Source organism: Myxococcus sp. RHSTA-1-4 (assembly GCF_020037125.1).
Lineage (GTDB): Bacteria > Myxococcota > Myxococcia > Myxococcales > Myxococcaceae > Myxococcus.
The window spans coordinates 137,747-156,777 of sequence record NZ_JAIQDG010000008.1; the positions used below are offsets into that span (position 1 = coordinate 137,747).

At 70.8% G+C, this 19,031-nt stretch carries 17 protein-coding genes and 1 pseudogene; 11 read left to right on the forward strand and 7 right to left on the reverse strand.

Features of this window, described 5'->3' with window-relative positions:
* Positions 1-87 precede the first annotated feature (87 nt).
* The 3 genes and pseudogenes from K8638_RS13775 to K8638_RS13785 all read right to left on the reverse strand — a co-directional run bounded on the left by K8638_RS13775 (position 88) and on the right by K8638_RS13785 (position 4,870).
* A pseudogene (locus tag K8638_RS13775) lies at positions 88-491 on the reverse strand (hypothetical protein).
* An 11-nt stretch (positions 492-502) separates the two neighbouring features.
* Positions 503-1,357, reverse strand: a complete 855-nt coding sequence (locus K8638_RS13780) for a DUF2381 family protein (protein ID WP_223754965.1) — start codon at positions 1,355-1,357, stop codon at positions 503-505.
* Between the two features lie 108 nt (positions 1,358-1,465).
* Positions 1,466-4,870, reverse strand: a complete 3,405-nt coding sequence (locus K8638_RS13785; protein ID WP_223754966.1) for an amidohydrolase family protein — start codon at positions 4,868-4,870, stop codon at positions 1,466-1,468.
* 239 nt (positions 4,871-5,109) lie between these two features.
* On the opposite strand from K8638_RS13785, the gene K8638_RS13790 reads away from it, so the two are divergent.
* From K8638_RS13790 to K8638_RS13820, 7 genes are all read left to right on the forward strand, one after another.
* Complete coding sequence (locus tag K8638_RS13790) at positions 5,110-5,649, forward strand: hypothetical protein (protein WP_223754967.1); 540 nt, start codon at positions 5,110-5,112, stop codon at positions 5,647-5,649.
* Between the two features lie 46 nt (positions 5,650-5,695).
* On the forward strand, positions 5,696-6,115 hold the full coding sequence (locus K8638_RS13795) for a hypothetical protein (RefSeq protein ID WP_223754968.1): 420 nt from the start codon (positions 5,696-5,698) through the stop codon (positions 6,113-6,115).
* A gap of 366 nt (positions 6,116-6,481) precedes the next feature.
* On the forward strand, positions 6,482-6,931 hold the full coding sequence (locus tag K8638_RS13800; protein WP_223754969.1) for a PaaI family thioesterase: 450 nt from the start codon (positions 6,482-6,484) through the stop codon (positions 6,929-6,931).
* Positions 6,932-6,936: 5 nt separating this feature from the next.
* Positions 6,937-7,398 carry a PaaI family thioesterase gene (locus K8638_RS13805; RefSeq protein WP_223754970.1) on the forward strand — a complete coding sequence of 154 codons (462 nt, stop codon included), beginning with the start codon at positions 6,937-6,939 and terminating at the stop codon, positions 7,396-7,398.
* Between the two features lie 10 nt (positions 7,399-7,408).
* On the forward strand, positions 7,409-7,570 hold the full coding sequence (locus K8638_RS13810; RefSeq protein ID WP_223754971.1) for a hypothetical protein: 162 nt from the start codon (positions 7,409-7,411) through the stop codon (positions 7,568-7,570).
* 95 nt (positions 7,571-7,665) lie between these two features.
* Positions 7,666-8,430, forward strand: coding sequence for a DUF4142 domain-containing protein (locus K8638_RS13815; RefSeq protein WP_223754972.1), 765 nt, complete (start codon positions 7,666-7,668; stop codon positions 8,428-8,430).
* A 264-nt stretch (positions 8,431-8,694) separates the two neighbouring features.
* Positions 8,695-9,711, forward strand: a complete 1,017-nt coding sequence (locus K8638_RS13820; protein ID WP_223754973.1) for a hypothetical protein — start codon at positions 8,695-8,697, stop codon at positions 9,709-9,711.
* Between the two features lie 253 nt (positions 9,712-9,964).
* Here K8638_RS13820 and K8638_RS13825 read toward each other — a convergent pair whose 3' ends face one another.
* The 3 genes from K8638_RS13825 to K8638_RS13835 all read right to left on the reverse strand — a co-directional run bounded on the left by K8638_RS13825 (position 9,965) and on the right by K8638_RS13835 (position 12,407).
* The gene (locus K8638_RS13825) at positions 9,965-10,270 is read right to left on the reverse strand and encodes a hypothetical protein (RefSeq protein ID WP_370643973.1); all 306 of its coding nucleotides are present in this window, start codon (positions 10,268-10,270) and stop codon (positions 9,965-9,967) included.
* Between the two features lie 201 nt (positions 10,271-10,471).
* A complete protein-coding gene (locus tag K8638_RS13830; RefSeq protein ID WP_223754975.1) occupies positions 10,472-11,149 on the reverse strand; it encodes a retron system putative HNH endonuclease in 678 nt (225 codons plus the stop codon).
* Positions 11,124-12,407 carry an AAA family ATPase gene (locus tag K8638_RS13835; protein ID WP_223754976.1) on the reverse strand — a complete coding sequence of 428 codons (1,284 nt, stop codon included), beginning with the start codon at positions 12,405-12,407 and terminating at the stop codon, positions 11,124-11,126. The genes K8638_RS13830 and K8638_RS13835 overlap by 26 nt, the downstream gene beginning before the upstream one ends.
* A 197-nt stretch (positions 12,408-12,604) precedes the next feature.
* On the opposite strand from K8638_RS13835, the gene K8638_RS13840 reads away from it, so the two are divergent.
* From K8638_RS13840 to K8638_RS13855, 4 genes are all read left to right on the forward strand, one after another.
* Complete coding sequence (locus K8638_RS13840; protein WP_223754977.1) at positions 12,605-13,957, forward strand: RtcB family protein; 1,353 nt, start codon at positions 12,605-12,607, stop codon at positions 13,955-13,957.
* Between the two features lie 160 nt (positions 13,958-14,117).
* The gene (locus K8638_RS13845) at positions 14,118-15,056 is read left to right on the forward strand and encodes a TIGR02266 family protein (RefSeq protein ID WP_223754978.1); all 939 of its coding nucleotides are present in this window, start codon (positions 14,118-14,120) and stop codon (positions 15,054-15,056) included.
* Positions 15,057-15,169: 113 nt separating this feature from the next.
* A complete protein-coding gene (locus K8638_RS13850) occupies positions 15,170-15,646 on the forward strand; it encodes a cupin domain-containing protein (RefSeq protein ID WP_223754979.1) in 477 nt (158 codons plus the stop codon).
* A 136-nt stretch (positions 15,647-15,782) separates the two neighbouring features.
* Entirely contained in the window at positions 15,783-16,688 is a 906-nt protein-coding gene (locus K8638_RS13855; protein ID WP_223754980.1) for an MBL fold metallo-hydrolase, read from the forward strand.
* Between the two features lie 13 nt (positions 16,689-16,701).
* On the opposite strand, the gene K8638_RS13860 is transcribed toward K8638_RS13855, so the two are convergent.
* Entirely contained in the window at positions 16,702-18,975 is a 2,274-nt protein-coding gene (locus K8638_RS13860; protein ID WP_223754981.1) for an ATP-binding protein, read from the reverse strand.
* Positions 18,976-19,031 lie beyond the last annotated feature (56 nt).

Here is a 19,031-nt window from a genome sequence, read left to right on the forward strand (position 1 = left end):
CCGCGCTATTCGAGGCGTTGATCCCCAAGGACGTGACCGATGAGGCAGAAGACATCTGAGCCGTCACGTCCACGGAAGCCGGGTGGCTCAGCGGAACTCGTCCACGATGTCGACCCCCGCGCGCGGGAATTCGAGGATGGCCGTCCCAGGCTTGGACTCAGGCCGCTTCATGAGCTGCCCCTTGCCAAGCCGGGCGACAGCGCAGATAGGCACCTTGTCGCCTCCCCTGACGGGCTGAGCCTCGTAGTAGCGGATGACGACAGGGTGATGGGATGGTTATCGGCCTGGTTCGCATCGAGATCAACCCAGGCGGACTCCCCGACGAACATCCTGAGATAGCGCATCGCCTTTCGCGATTCCTCGGGGCACTTCTCCGGCCCTGGCGTCCCATCGGCACGAAGAGCGACTCCACCCATGGTGGCTCCGGCGCACCCGGAGGCCATCAGGAGAAGGGAGGTCCAGCACAGGAGCGCGAGCTTGTTGTCAGCCATCCTGGTCGCTCTTACTTCCGGGCGAGGTTGTGTTCCAGCAAGACGTAGGCGTGCCTGAGCCCGTCGTGCCGGTAGAGTTCCAACATCAGGTTCGTCAGAGCGCCACCCTCCACGAACGCACCGCCGTCCACGACGAAGGCAATCGCGCCGGACGCTCCAGGAGGAATCGAATCCTGAGTCGCACGAACAGCGACGGCTCGGCGCTGACCACCGGAAACGGTCATCAGGCGGGCCTCCTTGATGCTCCAGTCCCGCTGCGTGTCATGGTTCCGGACCTTGAATACAACCGCCGCCTTGTCCTTCCCCTTGAAGACGAGCGTCTCAACCTCGGCGTCCTCGTCCCTCCCCGCCCAGCGCCGGTACATGACGAACGGCGTCTGAGCAATGGCGCCGCTCGCCAGCAGGGCCGCCAGGGCATGGTCCGCCGAGGTCTCCTCCATTCGGTAGCGCTCGACCTGCTCTTCAAGCACGCGCTTCTTCTTGAGCGCGTCATGCAGGGATGAGAGCACGGCATCGTAGCTCTCACGGTCCCTGAACACGTTGACCTGCTGGTCCGCCCTACCCCACTCCTCTTGCCGCGGCGGTCGCACCAGAAACGGAATCTCCGTTCCATCCGCGAGCGTCACGAGAAGAGGAACGCCTTCCTCGGGCGCGAGGTCTCGCAGTGGCTCCAGAACCACCTTCCTGCCGCCCACGAGAGGTGGCTCGAAGCGGCCCTCCCAGCCCAGCAGCTTCGTCCTGGCCGGGTCGCACGGCAGCTCGAAACGCAGGACGGTGGCGACCTGCCCCTTCACATGAATGCGATGGGTGGTGCCGTCCGGAGAGTCCGAGAGCAGGGGGGTCCGAATGGAGAGCGTCTCCCACAACCTACCAGGGCCTCTGGCCCCCCCAAGCCGAGAAGCCTCCCTCGACACTCCCCCAGACTCGGGACCTCCCGGCGCACACGCCAGGAGGTCCCGGTCCTCACAGCGGGCTCAGTCGCACTCGCTCGTGTGCGTGTGCGCCGTGGCCTTCGGGCTCCAGCCCTCGTTGCCGTCCTTCTCGAAGAAGAACTTCGCGCGCTGGCGCTGACGCGTCCCCACCTCGTTGAGCGTGGCCGCGTCGTACAGCCGCCCGTTCACCATCGTGTAGCGCACCGTGCGGCTGTTCCGGAGCTCCTCCAGCGGGTTCTTGTCCAGCACGATGAGGTCCGCCAGCTTGCCCTCCTCCAGCGAGCCCACCTCGCCGTCCATCCCCAGGTAGCGCGCGCCGTTCAGCGTCGCCGCCCGGAGGGCCTGCAAGGGCTTCATCCCTCCCTGGCCGAACATCCACAGCTCCCAGTGCGCCGCCAGGCCCTCGCGCTGGCCGTGCGCGCCCAGCTGCACGCTCACACCCGCGTCATTCAGCTCGCGCGCCACCTTCGCCGCGTTGAAGTGGTTGAAGTCCTCGTCCGTCACCAGCTTCGCCGGACGCAGGCTCTTCGAGTCCACCACCCGCCGCGGCACGAAGGACAACAGCCGCTCGTCCTCCCACACCTTCGTCTTCTGGTACCAGTAGTTCTCACCCCAGATGCCGCCGTACGCCACGCCCAGCGTCGGCGTGTAGCCCGTGCCGCTCTTTCCCCAGAGCTGCTTCACGTCCGCGTAGATGCGCGCCACCGGAATCGCGTGCTCCACCCCGGTGTGCCCGTCCACCACCATCGTCAGGTTGTGCTGCAGCAGCGAGCCACCCTCCGGCACCACCAGCATCCCCAGCTCGCGCGCCGCCTGCAGCACCTTCTGCCGCTGGTCTCTCCGCGGCTGGTTGTAGCTCTTCACGCTGAACGCCCCGATGGCCTTCATCCGCCGCAGGTGCGAGCGCGCGTCATCCAGCGATTCAACCGGCGCCCGGTAGCCCGCCCCCGCCGCGCCGTAGAGGATGGTGCCCGTGGAGAAGATGCGCGGCGCCAGCAGCGCCCCCGTCTTCCCCAGCTCGCTCGCGGCGAACACCTGCGACGAGGCGTTGGACGGGTCATGCAGCGTCGTCACGCCGAACGCCAGCGACGCCGCATGCACCCAGCTCTGCTCCGGCATCAGCCCGTCCACGCCCATGGCCCCGTGCCAGTGCACGTCGATGAGCCCCGGCATCAACGTCTTCCCCTTCACGTCCACCACCTTCGCCCCCGCCGGCACCTGCACCTTCCCCACCGGCCCCACCGCGACGATGCGGTTGCCCCGCACCACCACCACGCCCTGCTCCAGCACCTCGTCACCCTTCATCGTGATGACGCGCCCGCCCACCAGCGCCAGCGTGCCCTCCGGCACGTCCGACTTCGCCAGGAAGGAGATGTCCACGCCCTTCGCCGGCGCCTCCGGCAGCTTCTCCGGCGCGCCGTCCATGAAGCGGAAGCTGTCCTTCAGCTCGCGCGTGAAGAGCTCGGGCCCCAGCGCCCAGTGCAGGCGCTTGCTGTCACCCGACCAGTGCAGGTACTCGCCCGCGTCCTTCGTCACCCGCGCCACCGGCAGCGCCTTCGCGTCCGGCCCCGCCGACGCCGACTTCGCCCCTCGCGGGAAGGGCATCAGGAACGCGTTGAAGTTCTCCCGGAACGCCACCCACTTCTCGTCCGGGGACACCCGCAGCTCCGTCGCCTCCGCGCTCGTCAGGTGCGTGCGCTCCTGGCTCCCGTCCAGCGCCACGCTCTTCAGCGAGCGCACGTCCTCCTTCTCCTTCGACTCCACGTGCAGGAAGTACACGCGGTCCGGGCGCGCGCCGAAGTGCGGCTGCTCGCCGTCCCGCGACAGCCGCCGCGGCGTGCCACCGGACACCGGCATCACGAACAGGCCCGTCTCCCGGCTCCACTGGCCCGGCATCAGGTAGCCGTCACCCGACGCGCGGTACACCAGCGCCTTGCCGTCCGGGCTCAGCGCCGGCTCCACGTAGTAGCCCGGCTTCGACGTCAGCACCTTCCCCTCACCCCCCGTGGCCGGCACCACCCGGATGGAGCCCAGCTTCTCGTCGTCCCACGTCGTGTAGACGATGGACTTCCCGTCGCGGGAGAACGACGGGTAGAACTCCAGGTGCTCCTCCTGCTTCGTCAGCCGCCTCGGCGTGCCGTTGGGCAGCTCGCGCACGTACAGCTTGCCCAGCGCCTGGTACACCACGCGGTCCCCGCGCGGCGACACCTGCACCCAGCGCAGCATCTTCGCCGTGAAGCGCTCGGGCGCCACCGCCTGCGGTGTGCGGACGGCCTGGAAGAGGGTGCGCGTGCCCCTCACCCGGAAGGGGATGGGCGTCACCTTCTTCGTCGCCACGTCGATGCGCTGCAGCTTGCCGCCCGCCCAGAAGACAATCGACGTGTTGTCCGGCGTCCACGCCATGCCCGGGTACACGCCGTGGATGGCCCACGTCTCCTGCATGTCCCGGTCGAGCCCGTCATACAGCGGGCGCTCGGCGCCGGAGTCCACGTCCGTGACGTAGAGCACGCTCTTGCCGCGCACGCGCCGGACGAACGCGAGCTGCTTCCCGTCCCGCGACGGCGTGGGCCGGATGGCGCCCCCCGGGCCGGTGACGAAGGGGTCGATTTCCTTCGTCTCCAAATCCAGCCGCTGGATGGCGTAGATTTCCCCGTTCGGGTCCTTGTTGTACTCGAACGTCTTGCCCGGGGTGATGTCCTGGCTGAAGTAGACGTAGCGGCCGTCCGGGGAGAACGCGGGCTCGCCCAAATCCTTCTGGTCGTTGGTGCGCTCGGTGAGCTGCACGCCCTCGCCGCCGGAGCGGTGGTACATCCACACCTCGCCCGCGCCCAGCGAGCGGCGCGCGGTGAAGTGCTTGCGCGCGACGATGAACTGGCCGTCCGGGCTCCACGCCGGGCTGTTGAGCAGGCGGAACTTCTCCTGCGTCACCGCCTGCGCGTCCGAGCCGTCCCGCTTCACCACCCAGACGTTGTCGCCGCCGCCCCTGTCACTGGTGAAGGCGATGGACTTCCCGTCCGGGCTGAAGCGCGGCTGCATGTCCCAGGCGACACCCGTCGTCACCGCCTTCGCCTCGCCGCCGCCGATGGGCAGCACGTAGAGGTCCCCCAGCAGGTCGAAGACGAGCTCGTCCCCTCGCGGGCTGACGTCCACGTTCATCCACGTGCCCTCGGTGACGTCGATGCGCACCTCGGTGGCGGGGAAGCCCGGCGCGTCCACCTTCCACGCGTCCTTGTCCTTGCCCTCCTTCGCGGCGTCCGCGGTGGTGGTGGCCGGGGTGCCGCCGTCCACCTCCGCGGCGCGGGCGGCCTCGCGGGCGGCTTCGTCCTTCTTCCCGGGCGCCGGAGGTTGGTCCTGACGGGCGGCGGGAGGCGTCGTCGTGGGCTGCGCGGCCAGCAGCGCGCCAGGCAGCAGCAGCGCGGCGCAGAGAGCGGAGGTCAGTCGTTTCACCGTGAGTCCTCGTGAAAGGGCGGGGTGTGTCGGGTGGTGGAGACTACCCGGCCCCCAGGGGCCGGAGGATGCGGCGCCGTGAACAGGCGGGCGGGCAGGCCTCTTCCTGGCGGTGGTAGGGTGCTCTCCGGGTGAAGCGGATTGGACCGTCGCGTCACACCGTCTCAGGGGGGACACACCATGAAGCCGAGCAGCACCGTCCGGGCCACGGGCCCGCGTCCAGGCCGGGAGGTCCGGCCATGAGGAAGCTCGCCGTCCTCATCATCCACGGCATCGAGGTGGATGACCCGGGTCTCTTCGACACCGCCCTGCGCAAGCTGCGCGAGCAGTTCGGCTCGCAGGCCCGCACCGCGCCGGAGCAGGCACTCGTCGTGGAGACCGTGAACTGGGCCTCCGTGCTGGAGGGCCCCGAGCGGGACTTCCTCGCCCGGCACGGCACGCCCGACGCGGAGGGCTACTGGCAGTCGCTCTACGACGGGATTCGCGCCGTCAACCAGGGCCGGGAGTCCGCGCTGGTGCCCCTCATGCTCCGCATGATGCGGCCGTCCACGCGCGGCATGGACCAGCGCTACCCCGGCCTGCGCTGGCTGATGGTGCACTTCGTGGGCGACATCATCGCCTACCAGTCCAACCCCGCCGACCCGGACGTCTACACCGCCATCCACCGCAAGGTGGCCGAGGCGCTCGCCCGGCTTCGCGAGAAGGCCGGAGACACCGCCCCCCTGTGCGTTCATCTCGCACAGCCTGGGCAGCGTCATCGCCAGCAACTACTTCTATGACCTCCAGGTCCACCGGCAGACCGGGCGCGACATCATCGAGGAGACGGTGCGCGCCGCGCAGGGTCCGTCCCCCCTGGAGCGCGGCGAGACACTCAGCCGCTTCTACACGCTGGGCACGCCCATGGCGCTGTGGAGCCTGCGCTACCGGAACGCGGAGCTGGACCGGCCCGTCCTGGTGCCCGCGCCGGAGCTGGAGCGCCACCACCCGGGGCTCGGCGGCGAGTGGCTCAACTTCCATGATGATGACGACATCTTCGCCTGGCCGCTCCAGCCCCTCAGCGCCGCGTACCGTCACGCCGTGAAGGATTGCGCCGTGCGCCTCGCCGGGCCGCTGTTCTCGTGGACGCCGCTGGTGCACCCCTTCTACTGGTCCGATGACGCGGTGATGGGGCCCGTCGGCCGGTCTCTCGCGGACGCGTGGAGACTGCTCGGCGCGACGCCGCCGGCGCCCACGGTCGCGGCGTAGGCGGGGAGCCGCCCGTCGCGGACGTGGGCGGCTCATCCGCTTTCGTGGAGGCGGCCCGCGCCAGCGGTCGCGGCACAGACGGGGAGCCGCCCGTCGCTCGCGGGCGGCCCATCCGCCTGCGTGGAGGCGGCCCGCGCCAACGGCCGCGGCACGGGCGGAGAGCCGTCCCCGGTGCATCCGCCCGTCACTCGCGGGCGGGTGCAAGCGGCCCGGCGTCGCGACGCTCGCCCCCACAGTCCGCCACGCGCCCTTTCCGGGGATGTCTTGGACGGAGAGCGGAAGTCCCGGAACGCCCCGGTGTGGGAGGGGTGGACACCCGTCGAAACGCAGCGCGCAACGGGGCGGAGATTCTGGTATCCGCGCTTCATGTCGGACTTCACGCTTCCCGAGGACAAGGCGGCGCGGATGGAGCGCTGCGCGGTGTTCTACACGGACGCCGTGCCACACAACCACGCGCTCGGCCTGAGGCTGGTGGACATCGGCCCCGCCGAGGCCACCGTCGAGCTGCCCTACGCGGACTTCCTCGTCGGCAACCCGGAGACGGGCGTGCTCGCCGGCGGGCCGGTGACGACGCTCATCGACGCGTCCTGCGGCTCCGCCGTGTTCCTGAAGCTGGGCCGCTTCGCGCCGCTCGTCACCCTGGACCTGCGCATCGACTACCTGCGCCCCGCGCGCCCCGGCGTGTCGCTGACCTGCGTGGCCGAGTGCTACAAGCTCACCCGCCAGGTGGCCTTCGTCCGCGCGCTCGTGCATCAGGGCGACAAGAGCAACCCGGTGGCCTCCGCGCAGGGCACCTTCATGAGGACGGAAGAGTGACGGCCATGAGCGAGACGACGCCCACCCCCCTTCCCCTCGCCGAGCTGGTGCGCCAGGTGCGCAAGTCGCGCGAGTACCGCAAGCTCACCGACGCCATCCCCTACACGCGCTACATGGGCATCGGCGTGGAGAACCTCGCCGGAGAGATGCTCTGCCGCATGGCCTACTCGCCGAAGCTCATCGGCAACAGCATCCTGCAGGCGCTGCACGGCGGCACCCTGGGCGCCCTGCTGGAGTCCGCCGCCATCTTCGAGCTGCTCCTCCAGACGGACACCGAGCGCGTGCCCAAGGTCATCTCGCTCACCGTGGACTTCCTGCGCTCGGGCAAGCCGCAGGACACCTTCGCCAAGGCGCTCATCACCCGCCAGGGCCGGCGCGTCGCCAACGTGCGCGTCGAGGCCTGGCAGGATGACCGCACCCGCCCCATCGCCAGCGCCCACGCGCTGTTCCTGCTCGCCGAGCCGTGAGGTCCACGCCATGAGCTCCAGCGCGGGTCCGGGCAAGCTCGTCTTCGACCTCATCGAGGCCGCCAAGCCCCAGGGTCCCTGGGGCCAACTGCTGGTGGGCTTCTTCGCGGTGGGGTTCGTCGCAACCTTCCTGGTGGTCCGTCACAAGCACCACCGGGACAGGAGTCACTGACGGAACGCCCGCTCCGCCGCCCGCCCTCCCCTGGCCGCCCGGCTCCGCCCGCCTCCAACTTCGAGCCGGGACTTCCAGAACCGAGGAGGCAGGCAATGAAGCGCTGGATGGGTTGGATGCTGATGGGCTCGCTCTCCATGGGCGGGGCCGCGGTCGCGCAGGACGACACGCAGCAGCAGAGCACGCAGAACGGGACCGATGACACCCAGGGCATGCTCCGCATGGGCGAGGCGGAGGCCATCGACCAGGGCGAGAGCCTGAAGGACACGACGGGCCAGGGCACGGGCGGCTCCGGCCAGCAGGTCCAGGGCGCCCAGCCGGATGCACAGGGCGCGAAGCTGATGGACCAGGGCCTGCTGCCCATCCCCACCGACGAGAAGGCCTACCTGGAGATGCTGCACCACTCGCAGCAGATGGAGGTGCAGCTCGGCCAGCTCGCGCAGCAGAAGGGCGTGTCGAAGGGCGTGAAGGACTACGGCGCGCGGCTGGTGAAGGACCACCAGGCGGCGGACCAGAAGCTGCTGTCCTACGCGCAGAAGAAGAACCTGACGCTCGGCGAGCCGAAGGTGGATGACGACTTCCACAAGACGATGAAGAACGCCGACGACGCCGTCATGGCGAAGCTCCAGTCGCTCCAGGGCCCCGCCTTCGACCGCGCCTTCCTCGCGCACGCGGTGAGCGACCACGACGCGGACGTCGCCAAGGTGATGGCCGGCCAGCAGCAGTTCGCCAGCAACACCGAGCTGAAGGGCCAGCTCGACTCGCTGCTGCCCACGCTGAAGCAGCACCGCGACCAGGCGTACAAGCTGCTGGGCCAGGAGAAGCCGCGCCAGGCCCGCGCTGCCCCGCAGGGCCGGTAGCACGGCACCCGCGCGCGGGGAGGGGGCGCTCCAAGACTTTCCTTGTTACAGCGCCCTTCCCCCCTTTTTACAGGGTTCACCCCGGGTTCGTTCGGCCCGGGTGCGTCGGGCCTCGTACCCCGGGCGCGGAGGCCTGCACGTCGCGGAACGGGCATCCGGGCCTGGGGGTGGAGACTCCGCCCGGCACCGGACCTTTCAACGGCCCCGCGCTTCCCGGCATGCCCCCTGCTTCCTGTCCCCCGCATTGGCAAGGGGGCCAAGGGTATGGGCGAGCGGGAGCTGATGAAGTTGAGGGAGCTGAAGGAAGCCGCGCACGCCCTGTTCGTTCGTGGGCGCTATGCGCAGTGCGCGGAGACCTACGCGCGCATCCTCCGGCTGGCCCCGAAGGACCCGAACGTGCGCGTGCGGCACGCGGAGTGCTGCCGCCGCGCCGGGGACCGGCAGTCGGCCGTCGCCTCGTACCGAGCGGCGGCGGCGCTGCTGATGGAGCAGGGCTGCGAGTCGCGGGCCCGGGGGGCGCTGCGCGCCGCGCTCGAGCTGGACCCGAAGGACCCGATGCTCCACTCGGACCTGGCGCAGCTCGGCCAGCCGAAGCCGCCGTCCACCGCGATGGAGGACGAGCGGCTCTACAGCGGCAACACGGGCTTCTTCGAGCGGCTCGACGCGCGCGCGGACAGGAGGAGCCCACCACCGCCTCCCCCTGCCTATGTCCTCCGCGCGGCCGAGGAGACGCGCGCAACGGGGCCGCTTCCGGCCGCGCCCTCCATCACGCCGCTGAACGTGGAGGCGCTGCAGCGCGCGGCCGGACGGGTGGCGCCGATTCCGTTGCTCCCTCCCGCGGCTCCGCCGGGCACGCGCCGCGAGTCGTCGAGCCTCCCCATCGTGCAGGGGCGGCTCATCACCCAGCCCCCGGTGCCTTCTCATGCTCCGGCGGCGGGTGCCGGGGCCCGCCCTCACGGGGCCACGCTGGCGCCCGTGCCTCCGGCGATGCGTCTCGCGGGAGCAACGCTGGCCGGTGTGCCTGTCACGGACAATGCCGGAGGCCCGCTGACGATGGTGCCTGTTCCCGGGCATGGCGCCGGAAACACTCGCGCGGCTCCCGGAGTCGGAGTGATGCCCTACCGGCCCGAGCTGCGCCGCCTGGGCCCGAACGCCGTGGCGCTCCGGGTGTCGCCGCAGGCGCGCTGGGTCATCATCCGCTCGGACAGCCCGCTGGAGGTGAGCCGCGCGGAGACACTGCCCGTGGCACAGCAGCCCGTCGCGGGCTGTTCGCCGGAGTAGCACCCGGTGGGCTCCGCTCCGGCGAGTTCCTGAGCGCGCGGCGCTCGGGCATTCCCGGAACGGAAGCTCCATTCCGGGGGCTCTGCCAGGCCTCCACCAGCCAAGGCCCCGCATCCCCGCCATGTCGGCCCCCGGGCCGCCCATGTCCGGAATGGAGGTTCCGTGCGCGCCTCCGCGAGCGCGCCACCCGGCCGGTGGCGCGGCCCCGCGGGGTCCGCGCGCTTCCGGGCCGGCGCGCCAGCACGCCCGTGCCCTACATGGACACCGACTTCTTCGGGTCGAGCTGCTTCTTCTGCTCGGGAGCCTGGGTCTTCGCGGGCGCCGGAGTCTCCGCCGGGAGCCGCGCCTTCACCGGTGCCTCGCAGTGCTCACCCTTGCGGTTCGGATGGCAGTGCCGGATGCCGTACACGTGGTGGCAACCACACGAGTCCACGCGCTTCTTCGCGCACACGGACGGATTGAACACCGGGGCCGCCACTTCCACGGGCTTCTGCTCCGGCTGCTCCACCGGCGCCGCGTTCAGCGCCATCGCCAGGAAAACCCCACCAAGAAATCCCATCGCCCAACCCCCTACCTGGATGCTGAGCCATTGATGGGAATGGCTTCGGGACGCGGCAAGTCCCACGCCGAGCGGATTCGTGCCATTCGCACGCGAGCCGACGGTCGCTCGACCGCGTGAGTGAACCGGGCAGCCGGCCCCCCCTGCCGAAAAGTGCGCCTCGGGCGTTGCGATGACAACACCGCGCGCCGCGGGACCACCTCAGCCCCGCTCAGGCATCAGGTAACCCGAGAGGACCTGCACCACAGCGGTCGCGAATGGGGAGTGGTGCCCCTTCGCATCCTTTCCATCGAACGCGGCCAGGAAGGCTCGCAGCGCATCATCGCCGAACGCGTCGTCCTGCAGCAGGGGGAGGACCGCCTCGATGGCCATGTTGCGCTGTGCGACCAGCTTGGGGATGTCGAGCCCCAGGGTGTCGATGGTCCGGCGGGCCGCGGCGGCCCGGGCCGGGTCGGCATCATTCGGGCGAACGCCCCCCGCGCTGTCGAAGACGAAGTAGTCACGACAGTCCCGCATCAGGGGATGCACCTCGATGGGGGTGTCGCCCTTGAGGTGGCCGCAGTGGGCGGGCACCTGGCGCGGCTGTTCCTCCAGGCCCGCCTGGCAGCAGGCGAGCAGGTTGGAGAACTCCAGCGCGAGCTCGGGGGCGTGGTGGCGCGGCTGGAGGTGCTCGATGTGGGACTCGCGCTGGGCCCTGTCCGGGTCGATGCGCCGCTCGCAATAGCAGCAGACGTAGCCCTGGTCGCGCAGGAGGGCACTCAAGACCTCCGGCTTCTCCGGACGCTTCAAGTTCTCCCATGTCGGGCGCCAGCGAGCCGAGGCCCGGGCCTTCCAGTCCTTGAACGACGCCGGCTCAGCGCTTCGGACGATGGGGCGCACCGGGCAACAGCTCCTTTCGGCGGATGAGCACGTCCGCCTTGGCGAAGTTCGGCTCGTCGGAGCCAATCTCCTCCGCCAGCTCCCCCCGGACAGCGCGAGCCTCCTCGAGCTTCCCCTCGTCGATGAGGCGGAAGAGCTCCTGGAGCCGCTCCTTGATGCACCGGGGCCGCTCGTCCACGCCCATCAGGTCCTCGAGGATGCGGTTGCTGTCGAGCCCGAAGGACGCTCCCGGCCGCGCCGCGACGGTGTCTCCGTTCCGGCGCTCCAGCAGGTAGATGCTCTCGGGCTTCACCTCGCTCAGCACCTGGGGCGAGTGCGTGGTGACGATGAACTGGCAGTTGGGGAAGGTGCGCTCCAGGTCCGCGATGATGGTGCGCTGCCAGCGCGGGTGCAGGTGCAGGTCCACCTCGTCGATGAGGACCAGGCCGTTGCCCAGCCGGGGCTCCTCCAGGTCGGGGTTGAGGAGCGAGAGCCTGCGGGACAGGTCTCCCACCAGCGTCAGCAGCGCCTTCTCTCCCGAGGAGAGCTGCATGACGTCGAGCGTCTCGTCCTGCTTCTGGATGGCCATGCGCTGCTGCCTGCGCTCGATGCGCAGGTGGGAGAAGCCTCCCAGCAACGTGCTGATGGCGCCACGGACGGCTTCGAGCTGACGGTCGCGATGGTCTTGCTGCCTGCGGGCCCGCTCCTCGTTCTCCAGGTCCTCGCGCTCCCGGAACCAGGTGTAGAAGTCGTCGAAGGTGCCGACGCCCGCGGGCAGCGCGCCGTGGAAGGCCCGCTTCCACTCCTCCGCGGGCAGCTCCTCCTCCGAGTCCCTCGGCGCGCTCAGCCACTGTCCCCGGCTCGTGGAGTACTGCACGACCAGGGGCGGCGCGGGCCGTGGCCGCTCCCGGGTCTTCCCCCACAGGAAGCGGCCGTAGGGGTCGGGCTCCCCGCTCAGCTCCGGCTCCCCTTCGGGAAGCTGCCCCGCCGACTCACCCCACGTGAAGGTCTGGTCTCCCTCGCGCGCCGTGATGGTGAGCTTCCACCCCCTGGCACCGATGCGGACGTCACGTGCATCGAGGGTATGCCGGACCCGTTGCAGCTCGAGGTCCTCGAGGATTCGCTCGAAGGCCCACTCCATCAGCAGCGCAATGGCATCCAGCACCGCCGACTTGCCCACGCCGTTGATGCCCACCAGCACGGTGGTCTGCGTGGGGAAGTCCAGCGCGAGGTGACGGATACCGCGGAAGTTGGTCAGCTCCAGCCGCTCGACGCGCATGCCCGTGCTCCCCGAGGCCCGCCGGCCCGTGCCGCCCACTTACGCCAGATGGGCGACGACGGCACGGAAATCGCTCGCCTTCCCGCCCGCCCTCCCAGCATCCTCGTGAAGAGCGTGTCTCCAGGGGGCCCTGGTCAGCTTCGCTCGGACGCCCCCGTCCCTGCCGCGTGTTCATCCCTCTCCTGGGGATTCAAGTCATGAGCTGGAAGCAGCGTTTGGAAAAGGCCGCCGAGGGCCATTACGTCCTGCCGAAGACCAAGAGCATGAAGGTCGACGCGGACCTGTTCCTGTCCGACAAGCTGCTCTGGGGCGAGGGCCCCGAGGAGCCCGGCCTGGAGGACGCCGTCTTCGACCAGGTGGTCAACGCCGCGTCCTTCCCCGGCGTCACCCGCGTGGCCGTCACCCCCGACTGCCACGTGGGCTACGGCGTGCCCATCGGCACCGTGGTGGAGACCGACGGCGTCCTCCTGCCCACCGCCGCCGGCTACGACATCGGCTGCGGCATGGTGCAACTCCAGACGTCCCTCATGGCCGAGGACGTCGCCGACCCCGTCAAGCGCCGCAAGTGGATTGACGAAGTCACCCGGCGCATCGCCGTGGGCGTGGGCGCCAGCCGCGTCCAGAAGCAGCGCAAGGTGACGGACCGCACCTTCTCCGAGGTCGTCCGCCACGGCGCCAAGGCCCTGGGCCGCGGCTCCTCGGTGACGGAGCGCGACTTCATCCCCGTCGAGGATGACCGCGTGGACATCCCCGAGCGCGCCTACGGCAAGAGGGACCAGCTCGGCAGCCTGGGCGGCGGCAACCACTTCACCGAGATGCAGGTGGACCAGGACGGCCGCGTCTGGGTGATGCTCCACACCGGCAGCCGCGGCTTCGGGTGGAACATCGCGAAGCACTTCTTCGTCGAGGGCGCGGCCCAGCTCGGCCTGAAGAGCCGCAGCGAGGACTTCGTCTGGCTGGACGCGGAGAGCGCCCTGGGGCGCGAGTACTGGAACCTCCACAACATGGCCGCCAACTTCGCCGTGGCCAACCGGCTCATCATCGGCGAGGCCGTGTGCGCCGCGCTCGAGGACGTCTTCGGCGGCACCGCCAGCGTCTACTACGAGATTTCCCACAACCTCATCCAGAAGGAGGCCGGGAAGTTCGTCGCGCGCAAGGGCGCCACGCGCGCGTTCCCCGCCAACCACCCCGCCCTCAAGCGCACCCCGTGGGAGAAGACGGGCCACCCCATCCTGATTCCGGGCTCCATGGAGACGGGCAGCGCCATCCTCTTCGCGGAGCAGGGGGCGCAGAAGTCCATCTACTCCGTGAATCACGGCTCCGGCCGCCGGCTGTCCCGCGGCGAGGCCCGGCGCGTGCTCAAGCAGGACGTCACCGACAAGCGCATGGCCGAGGCGGGCATCCTCCTCAACACCCGCACCACGCCGCTCGACGAGTCCGGGCCCTGCTACAAGAACCTGGACGACGTGCTGGAGACGGTGGAGATGGCCGGCCTCGCCCGCGTGGCCCACCGCCTCAAGCCCGTGGCCTGCATCAAGGGCGCGGACTGAGGCCCCGGGTCCGGAATCACCTGGAATTCTCGGCCCTGCCCCCCTGCCCGCCCGCCTGCTCCAAGGTGGGTGGGACAGTCCTCCCCAGGTGACGGGAGGCACGAGCGGATGCGTGGGACGCGGGGGCTCGCTACAGTGGGCCCGCTTGGAGTCCCCGAGAATGACCACGCCGTCTCCCGCTGCCCGTCCTCCTTCCCGCGAGGCGGAGCTGACTCGTGCCGAGAGTGAGCTGTCCGTCCATGAAGCGAAGCTCGCCGAGCACCTGGCCCGCGCCACCGCCGAGGCCTCCGCGCTCGCCACCCGGCTGAACCAGTTGCGCGCGGCGCTGGCGCGAGTCCAGCAGGAGCCCGGCGCGGACCCGGCGCTGGCCGGGCAGGCCGCGGGGCTGGAGGCGCTCGCGGTGCCCGCGCTGGACGTGGAGGCCTCGCGCGAGAAGGCGCTGAAGGCCCGCGAGGCGGCGCTGCATGCCCGGCGTCAGGCGGGGCAGGAGATGCACGCCGCGCTGAAGGCGCACCAGGAGCAGGCGGCGCACGTGGCGCGCGCGGTGGCCGACGCGGAGACGGTGGTGAAGCACCACGTCGATGCGGCGGCGGCGCGCACCCGGGCGCAGCAGGAAGCGCAGGCGCGGGCCCAGCAGGAGGCGGCGCGCGCGCGTCAGGCCGAGCTGGCCCGGCCGGCGGCCACGGCGCGGGCACAGGGAGCTCCCATGCCCGCGGCTCCGGCGGCCCATCCCGCGGCGGCGGCGCAGGACGGCAGGGACGCGCGGCGCAACGGACGGGTGCGGATGCACACGTCCATCGACATGCGCAGCGACTCGAACTTCTTCACCGGCTTCTCGATGGACATCAGCGAGGGCGGCGTCTTCATCGCCACGGTGGACCCGGTGCCGCGCGGCACGCAGGTGGAGCTGGACTTCACGCTGCCGGGCGGCCGGCCGATGAAGGTGACGGGCGTGGTGCGCTGGGTGCGCGAGTCCAACTCCCGCACCCCGGAGCTGATGCCCGGCGTGGGCGTGCAGTTCACCGGACTGCCTCCCGAGGTGGCCTCCGCCATCTCCTCGTTCGTCACCACGCGCGACCCGATGTTCTTCCCGGACTGACGCCGGGGCACGGGGCCGTCCCCCCCGAATTCGTCTGCTATTCGACCGGCATCCTTTCCCCCTCGCCCGGGGGCGGGATTATCCTCGGCGAAAGACAGACAATCCGAGGCTGAATGAGCGCGCCCACCCGGAGTCCCACCGTTACCGTCGCCCGTCCCCCGCGCTGGGATTCCCGCCGCCGCGCGGAGGCCGGGGACACCCCCGCCACCGAGCCCACCCCGGCCCCCACCGTGGACAAGGTGAACCTCGCGCAGAAGCTCGCCCTCTTCTCCGAGCACTGGTCCCCCAAGGTCGTCGGAGACCTGAACGGCCAGCAGGTGAAGGTGGTCAAGCTCCAGGGGCCCTTCGTCTGGCACCACCATGAAGCCGAGGACGAGCTCTTCCTCGTCCTCCACGGCCGCCTCCGTATGGAATTGAGGGAGCGCACCGTGGACGTGGACCCGGGCGAGTTCATCATCATCCCCCGCGGCGTCGAGCACCGGCCCGTCGCCGAGGAGGAGGTCCACGTCCTCCTCTTCGAGCCCGCCTCCACCCTCAACACCGGCAACGTCCGCGAGGAGCGGACGGTGGAGCAGCTCCAGCGCATCTGACGGCCCGGGCATCAACCGGACAGGCGAGCCCCGGCCTCTTCGCGCGCCCGTGGATTCCTCCCCGGACCCGCACAGCGCACCTTTGCTCCGGACCCGAGCGGCCCCGGCGGGGGCCTCACGTCGAGGAGCGGGAGCGATGCGCATCCACCACCTGAACTGCACCACCCTGTGCCCGCCCGGGGGCCGGCTGATGGACGGGCGGAAGGGCTTCGCCGGACCCGCGGCGCTGACGTGCCACTGCCTGCTGGTGGAGGGCGCCAACGGGCTCATCCTCGTGGACACCGGCTTCGGCCTGCAGGACGTCCTCCACCCGCGCCCGCGGCTGGCGCCCCTGTTCCTGAACGTGCTGCTCCGGCCCCGGCTGGTGGAGGAGTCCACCGCCATCCGCCAGGTGCAGCGGCTGGGCTTCAAGCCCGAGGACGTGCGCGACATCATCCTCACCCACATGGACTTCGACCACGCCGGCGGCCTGGAGGACTTCCCCCAGGCCCGGGTGCACCTGCTCGCGGACGAGTACCGCCAGGCCACCGCGCAGGCGTCGGCGCTGGACCGGGGGCGCTTCCGGCCCCAGCAGTGGCTGGCCGAGTCGAACTGGGTGACGTACCCCACGGGCGGCGCCGGAGAGCGCTGGTTCGGCTTCGAGTGCGTGAGGGACTTGCAGGGCCTGCCGCCGGAAATCCTGCTGGTGCCGCTGGTGGGCCACACGCTGGGGCACGCGGGCGTGGCCATCCAGACCGAGGACGGCTGGCTGCTGCACTCCGGGGACGCGTACTTCTACCACGGGGAGATGGACCTGGACCGGTACCGGTGTACCCCGGGCCTGCGCTTCTACCAGAAGCTCATGCAGACCGACGGCTACCTGCGCTGGTACAACCTGCGCCGCCTGCGCGAGCTGGTGCGGCGCCACGGCCGCGACGTCACCGTGTTCTGCGCGCACGACTCGCTGGAGTTCGAGCTGCTCGAGGAGCGGGAGAAGGCCCCCGCCGAGTCGCCGCTGCGCAGCTTCCTCGCTCCCGTCTCCGAGTCCACGCTGCCCGTGTGACTCGCACCGCGGCTCACGACGGCATGGGCGGGGCCGGAAGCTCCACCTCCGCGCCCAGGTGCATCAGCGGCAGGTCCACCGTGAAAATCGCGCCCTCGCCGGGCGTGCTCTCCACGTGGATGGTGCCCCCGTGCGCCTCCACCAGTTGCCGCACGATGTAGAGCCCCAGGCCGAAGCCGGCGTGCTGGCTCGCGGACGGTTCGCGCTCGAAACGGTCGAAGATGCGGCGATGGGACTCCGGAGCGATGCCCACGCCCTGGTCCGACACCACCAGCCGCGCCCGCGCCACCCCCATCCGCTCCACCCGCACCCCCACCGGGTGCCCCTTTCCGAACTTCAGCGCGTTGGAGAGGAGGTTCGTCACCACCCTGTCCAGCCGCAGCCGGTCCCACCGGCCCACCAGCCCCAGCTCCGCGTCGAACCTCAGCTTGCAGCCCGCCTCCTCCGCCTGCTCGGCGAAGCGCTCCACCACCTCGTGCGTCAGCTCCGCCAGGTCCACCGGCGCCACGTCCAGCACCAGCTTCCCGGACGACAGCCGCGACAAGTCCAGCAGGTTGTGCAGGAGCTGTCCCAGCCGCTGCGCCTGCTTCAGCGCCGAGCCCAGCCCCTCGCGCACCTTCTCACCTCCGGCCACCAGGTCCGTCCGCTGCAGCCTGCGCAGGAGGAGCTGCAGCGTGTTCAGCGGGTTGCCCAAGTCGTGCGCCGCCACGCCGATGAGCTCCACCGCCTCCTGCGCCTCGCGGAACAGCCGCGCGTTGTCCAGCGCGAGCGCCGCCCGCCCCGCCAGCTCCTCCACGAGCACCTGGTCCGTCAGCGTCAGCCGCCGCCCCGGCGTGGACGTCAGCAGCACGAACACGCCCCGCGTCTGCTGCCCCACCCGCAGCGGCACCACGAGGTACGAGTGGATGCCCACCTTCTCCATCAGCTCCAGGTGCTCCGGGCTCTCCGCCTTCTGCGCCAGCATCTCGGGTGGCACGTCACCGGCGAGCTCGGAGCGGCCCGAGCGCAGCACCTGCCAGAGCTCTCGCGGCGACTCGGGCGTCGGCGGGTAGCGCCGCAACGTCTCCCATATCCGCTGCTCCTTCTCCGGCACCGCGTGCGTCACCGCCCGGGGCTTCAGCTCCCCCGAGGGCGTCAGCAGGTACAGCAGGCACGCATCCGCCACCTCCGGCACCATCATCCGCGCCAGCTCCGCCACCGTCAGGTCCGGGTCCAGGAGCTGGTGGAAGATGCGCCCGGCCTCCGCGAAGAGGCGCTGCGTGCGCTCGGCCCGCCGCAGCTCGGTGATGTCGCGCGACACCTTGGCGTAGCCCCGCAGCCGTCCCTGCCCGTCGCGCAGCGCGGTGATGATGACCTCCGCGAGGAACCGCGTGCCGTCCCTGCGCACGCGCCACCCTTCCGTGCACAGCCGTCCGTTCCGTCGCGCCCGCGCCAGGTCCTTGTCCGGCAGCCCCGCGTCCGCCGCTTCCGGCGGGTAGAAGATGGAGTCCGGGCGTCCCAGGATTTCGCTCTCGCGGTAGCCCGTCATCCGCTCCGCGCCCGGGTTCCAGCTCACCACGCGGCCCTCCTTGTCCAGCAGGTCGAGGCCATAGTCGCGGACTCCCTCCACCAGGAGCTGGAAGCGCCGCGCGTGGGCCTCGGCTTCCTGGTGGAGCGGCCTCAGCCGCCGCGTCAGCACCCACGCCAGCACCGCGGCCACCACCAGGCCCAGCCCTCCGACGAGCAGGATGAGCACGAGCGTCCTCCGGTCCGTCGACACCGCCTCCTGGATGCCCAGCGACAGCCGCGCCTCGCTGTGCTCCTCGAGCCCTTGCAGCGCATCGAAGGCGCGCCGCCGTGACTCGCTCACGCGCGACTCGAAGATTTCCTCCAGCCGCTCGCGTCCGGCGCCGCTCTCGTTGGCCTGCACCAGCTCCCGCACGGTGTCCTCGTGCTCCAGCTCCGCGTGGGCGGCGGACTCCAGCAGCGCGGCCGCTTCGCCGCCCAGCCGGGACTTCAGCCGCTGATAGGTGGCGGTGAAGCGCTCGCGCGACGCCGCCATGTCCTGCGCGAAGAGCGGGTCTCCCGACAGCGCATAGCCGCGCCCGCTGGACACCTTGTCGCTGAAGGCCCGGCGCAGCCGCTCCACCTCCAGCAGGTCCATGGACAGGTCCAGGATGCGCGCCTTGTTGCTGGTGCGCACGGACAGCAGCGCCACCACCGAGGTCCCCGCCAGGACGAGCGCCACCAGCAGCGAGGCGAGAAAGCCCGCGCCCACGCGCTGCGCGAACGTCCACGGTCGCCCCACTCCGCCCCCTCCCGCAGGCCGGAAGCCCGGCCCGGGCAAGGTGCGCGGACGTGCCA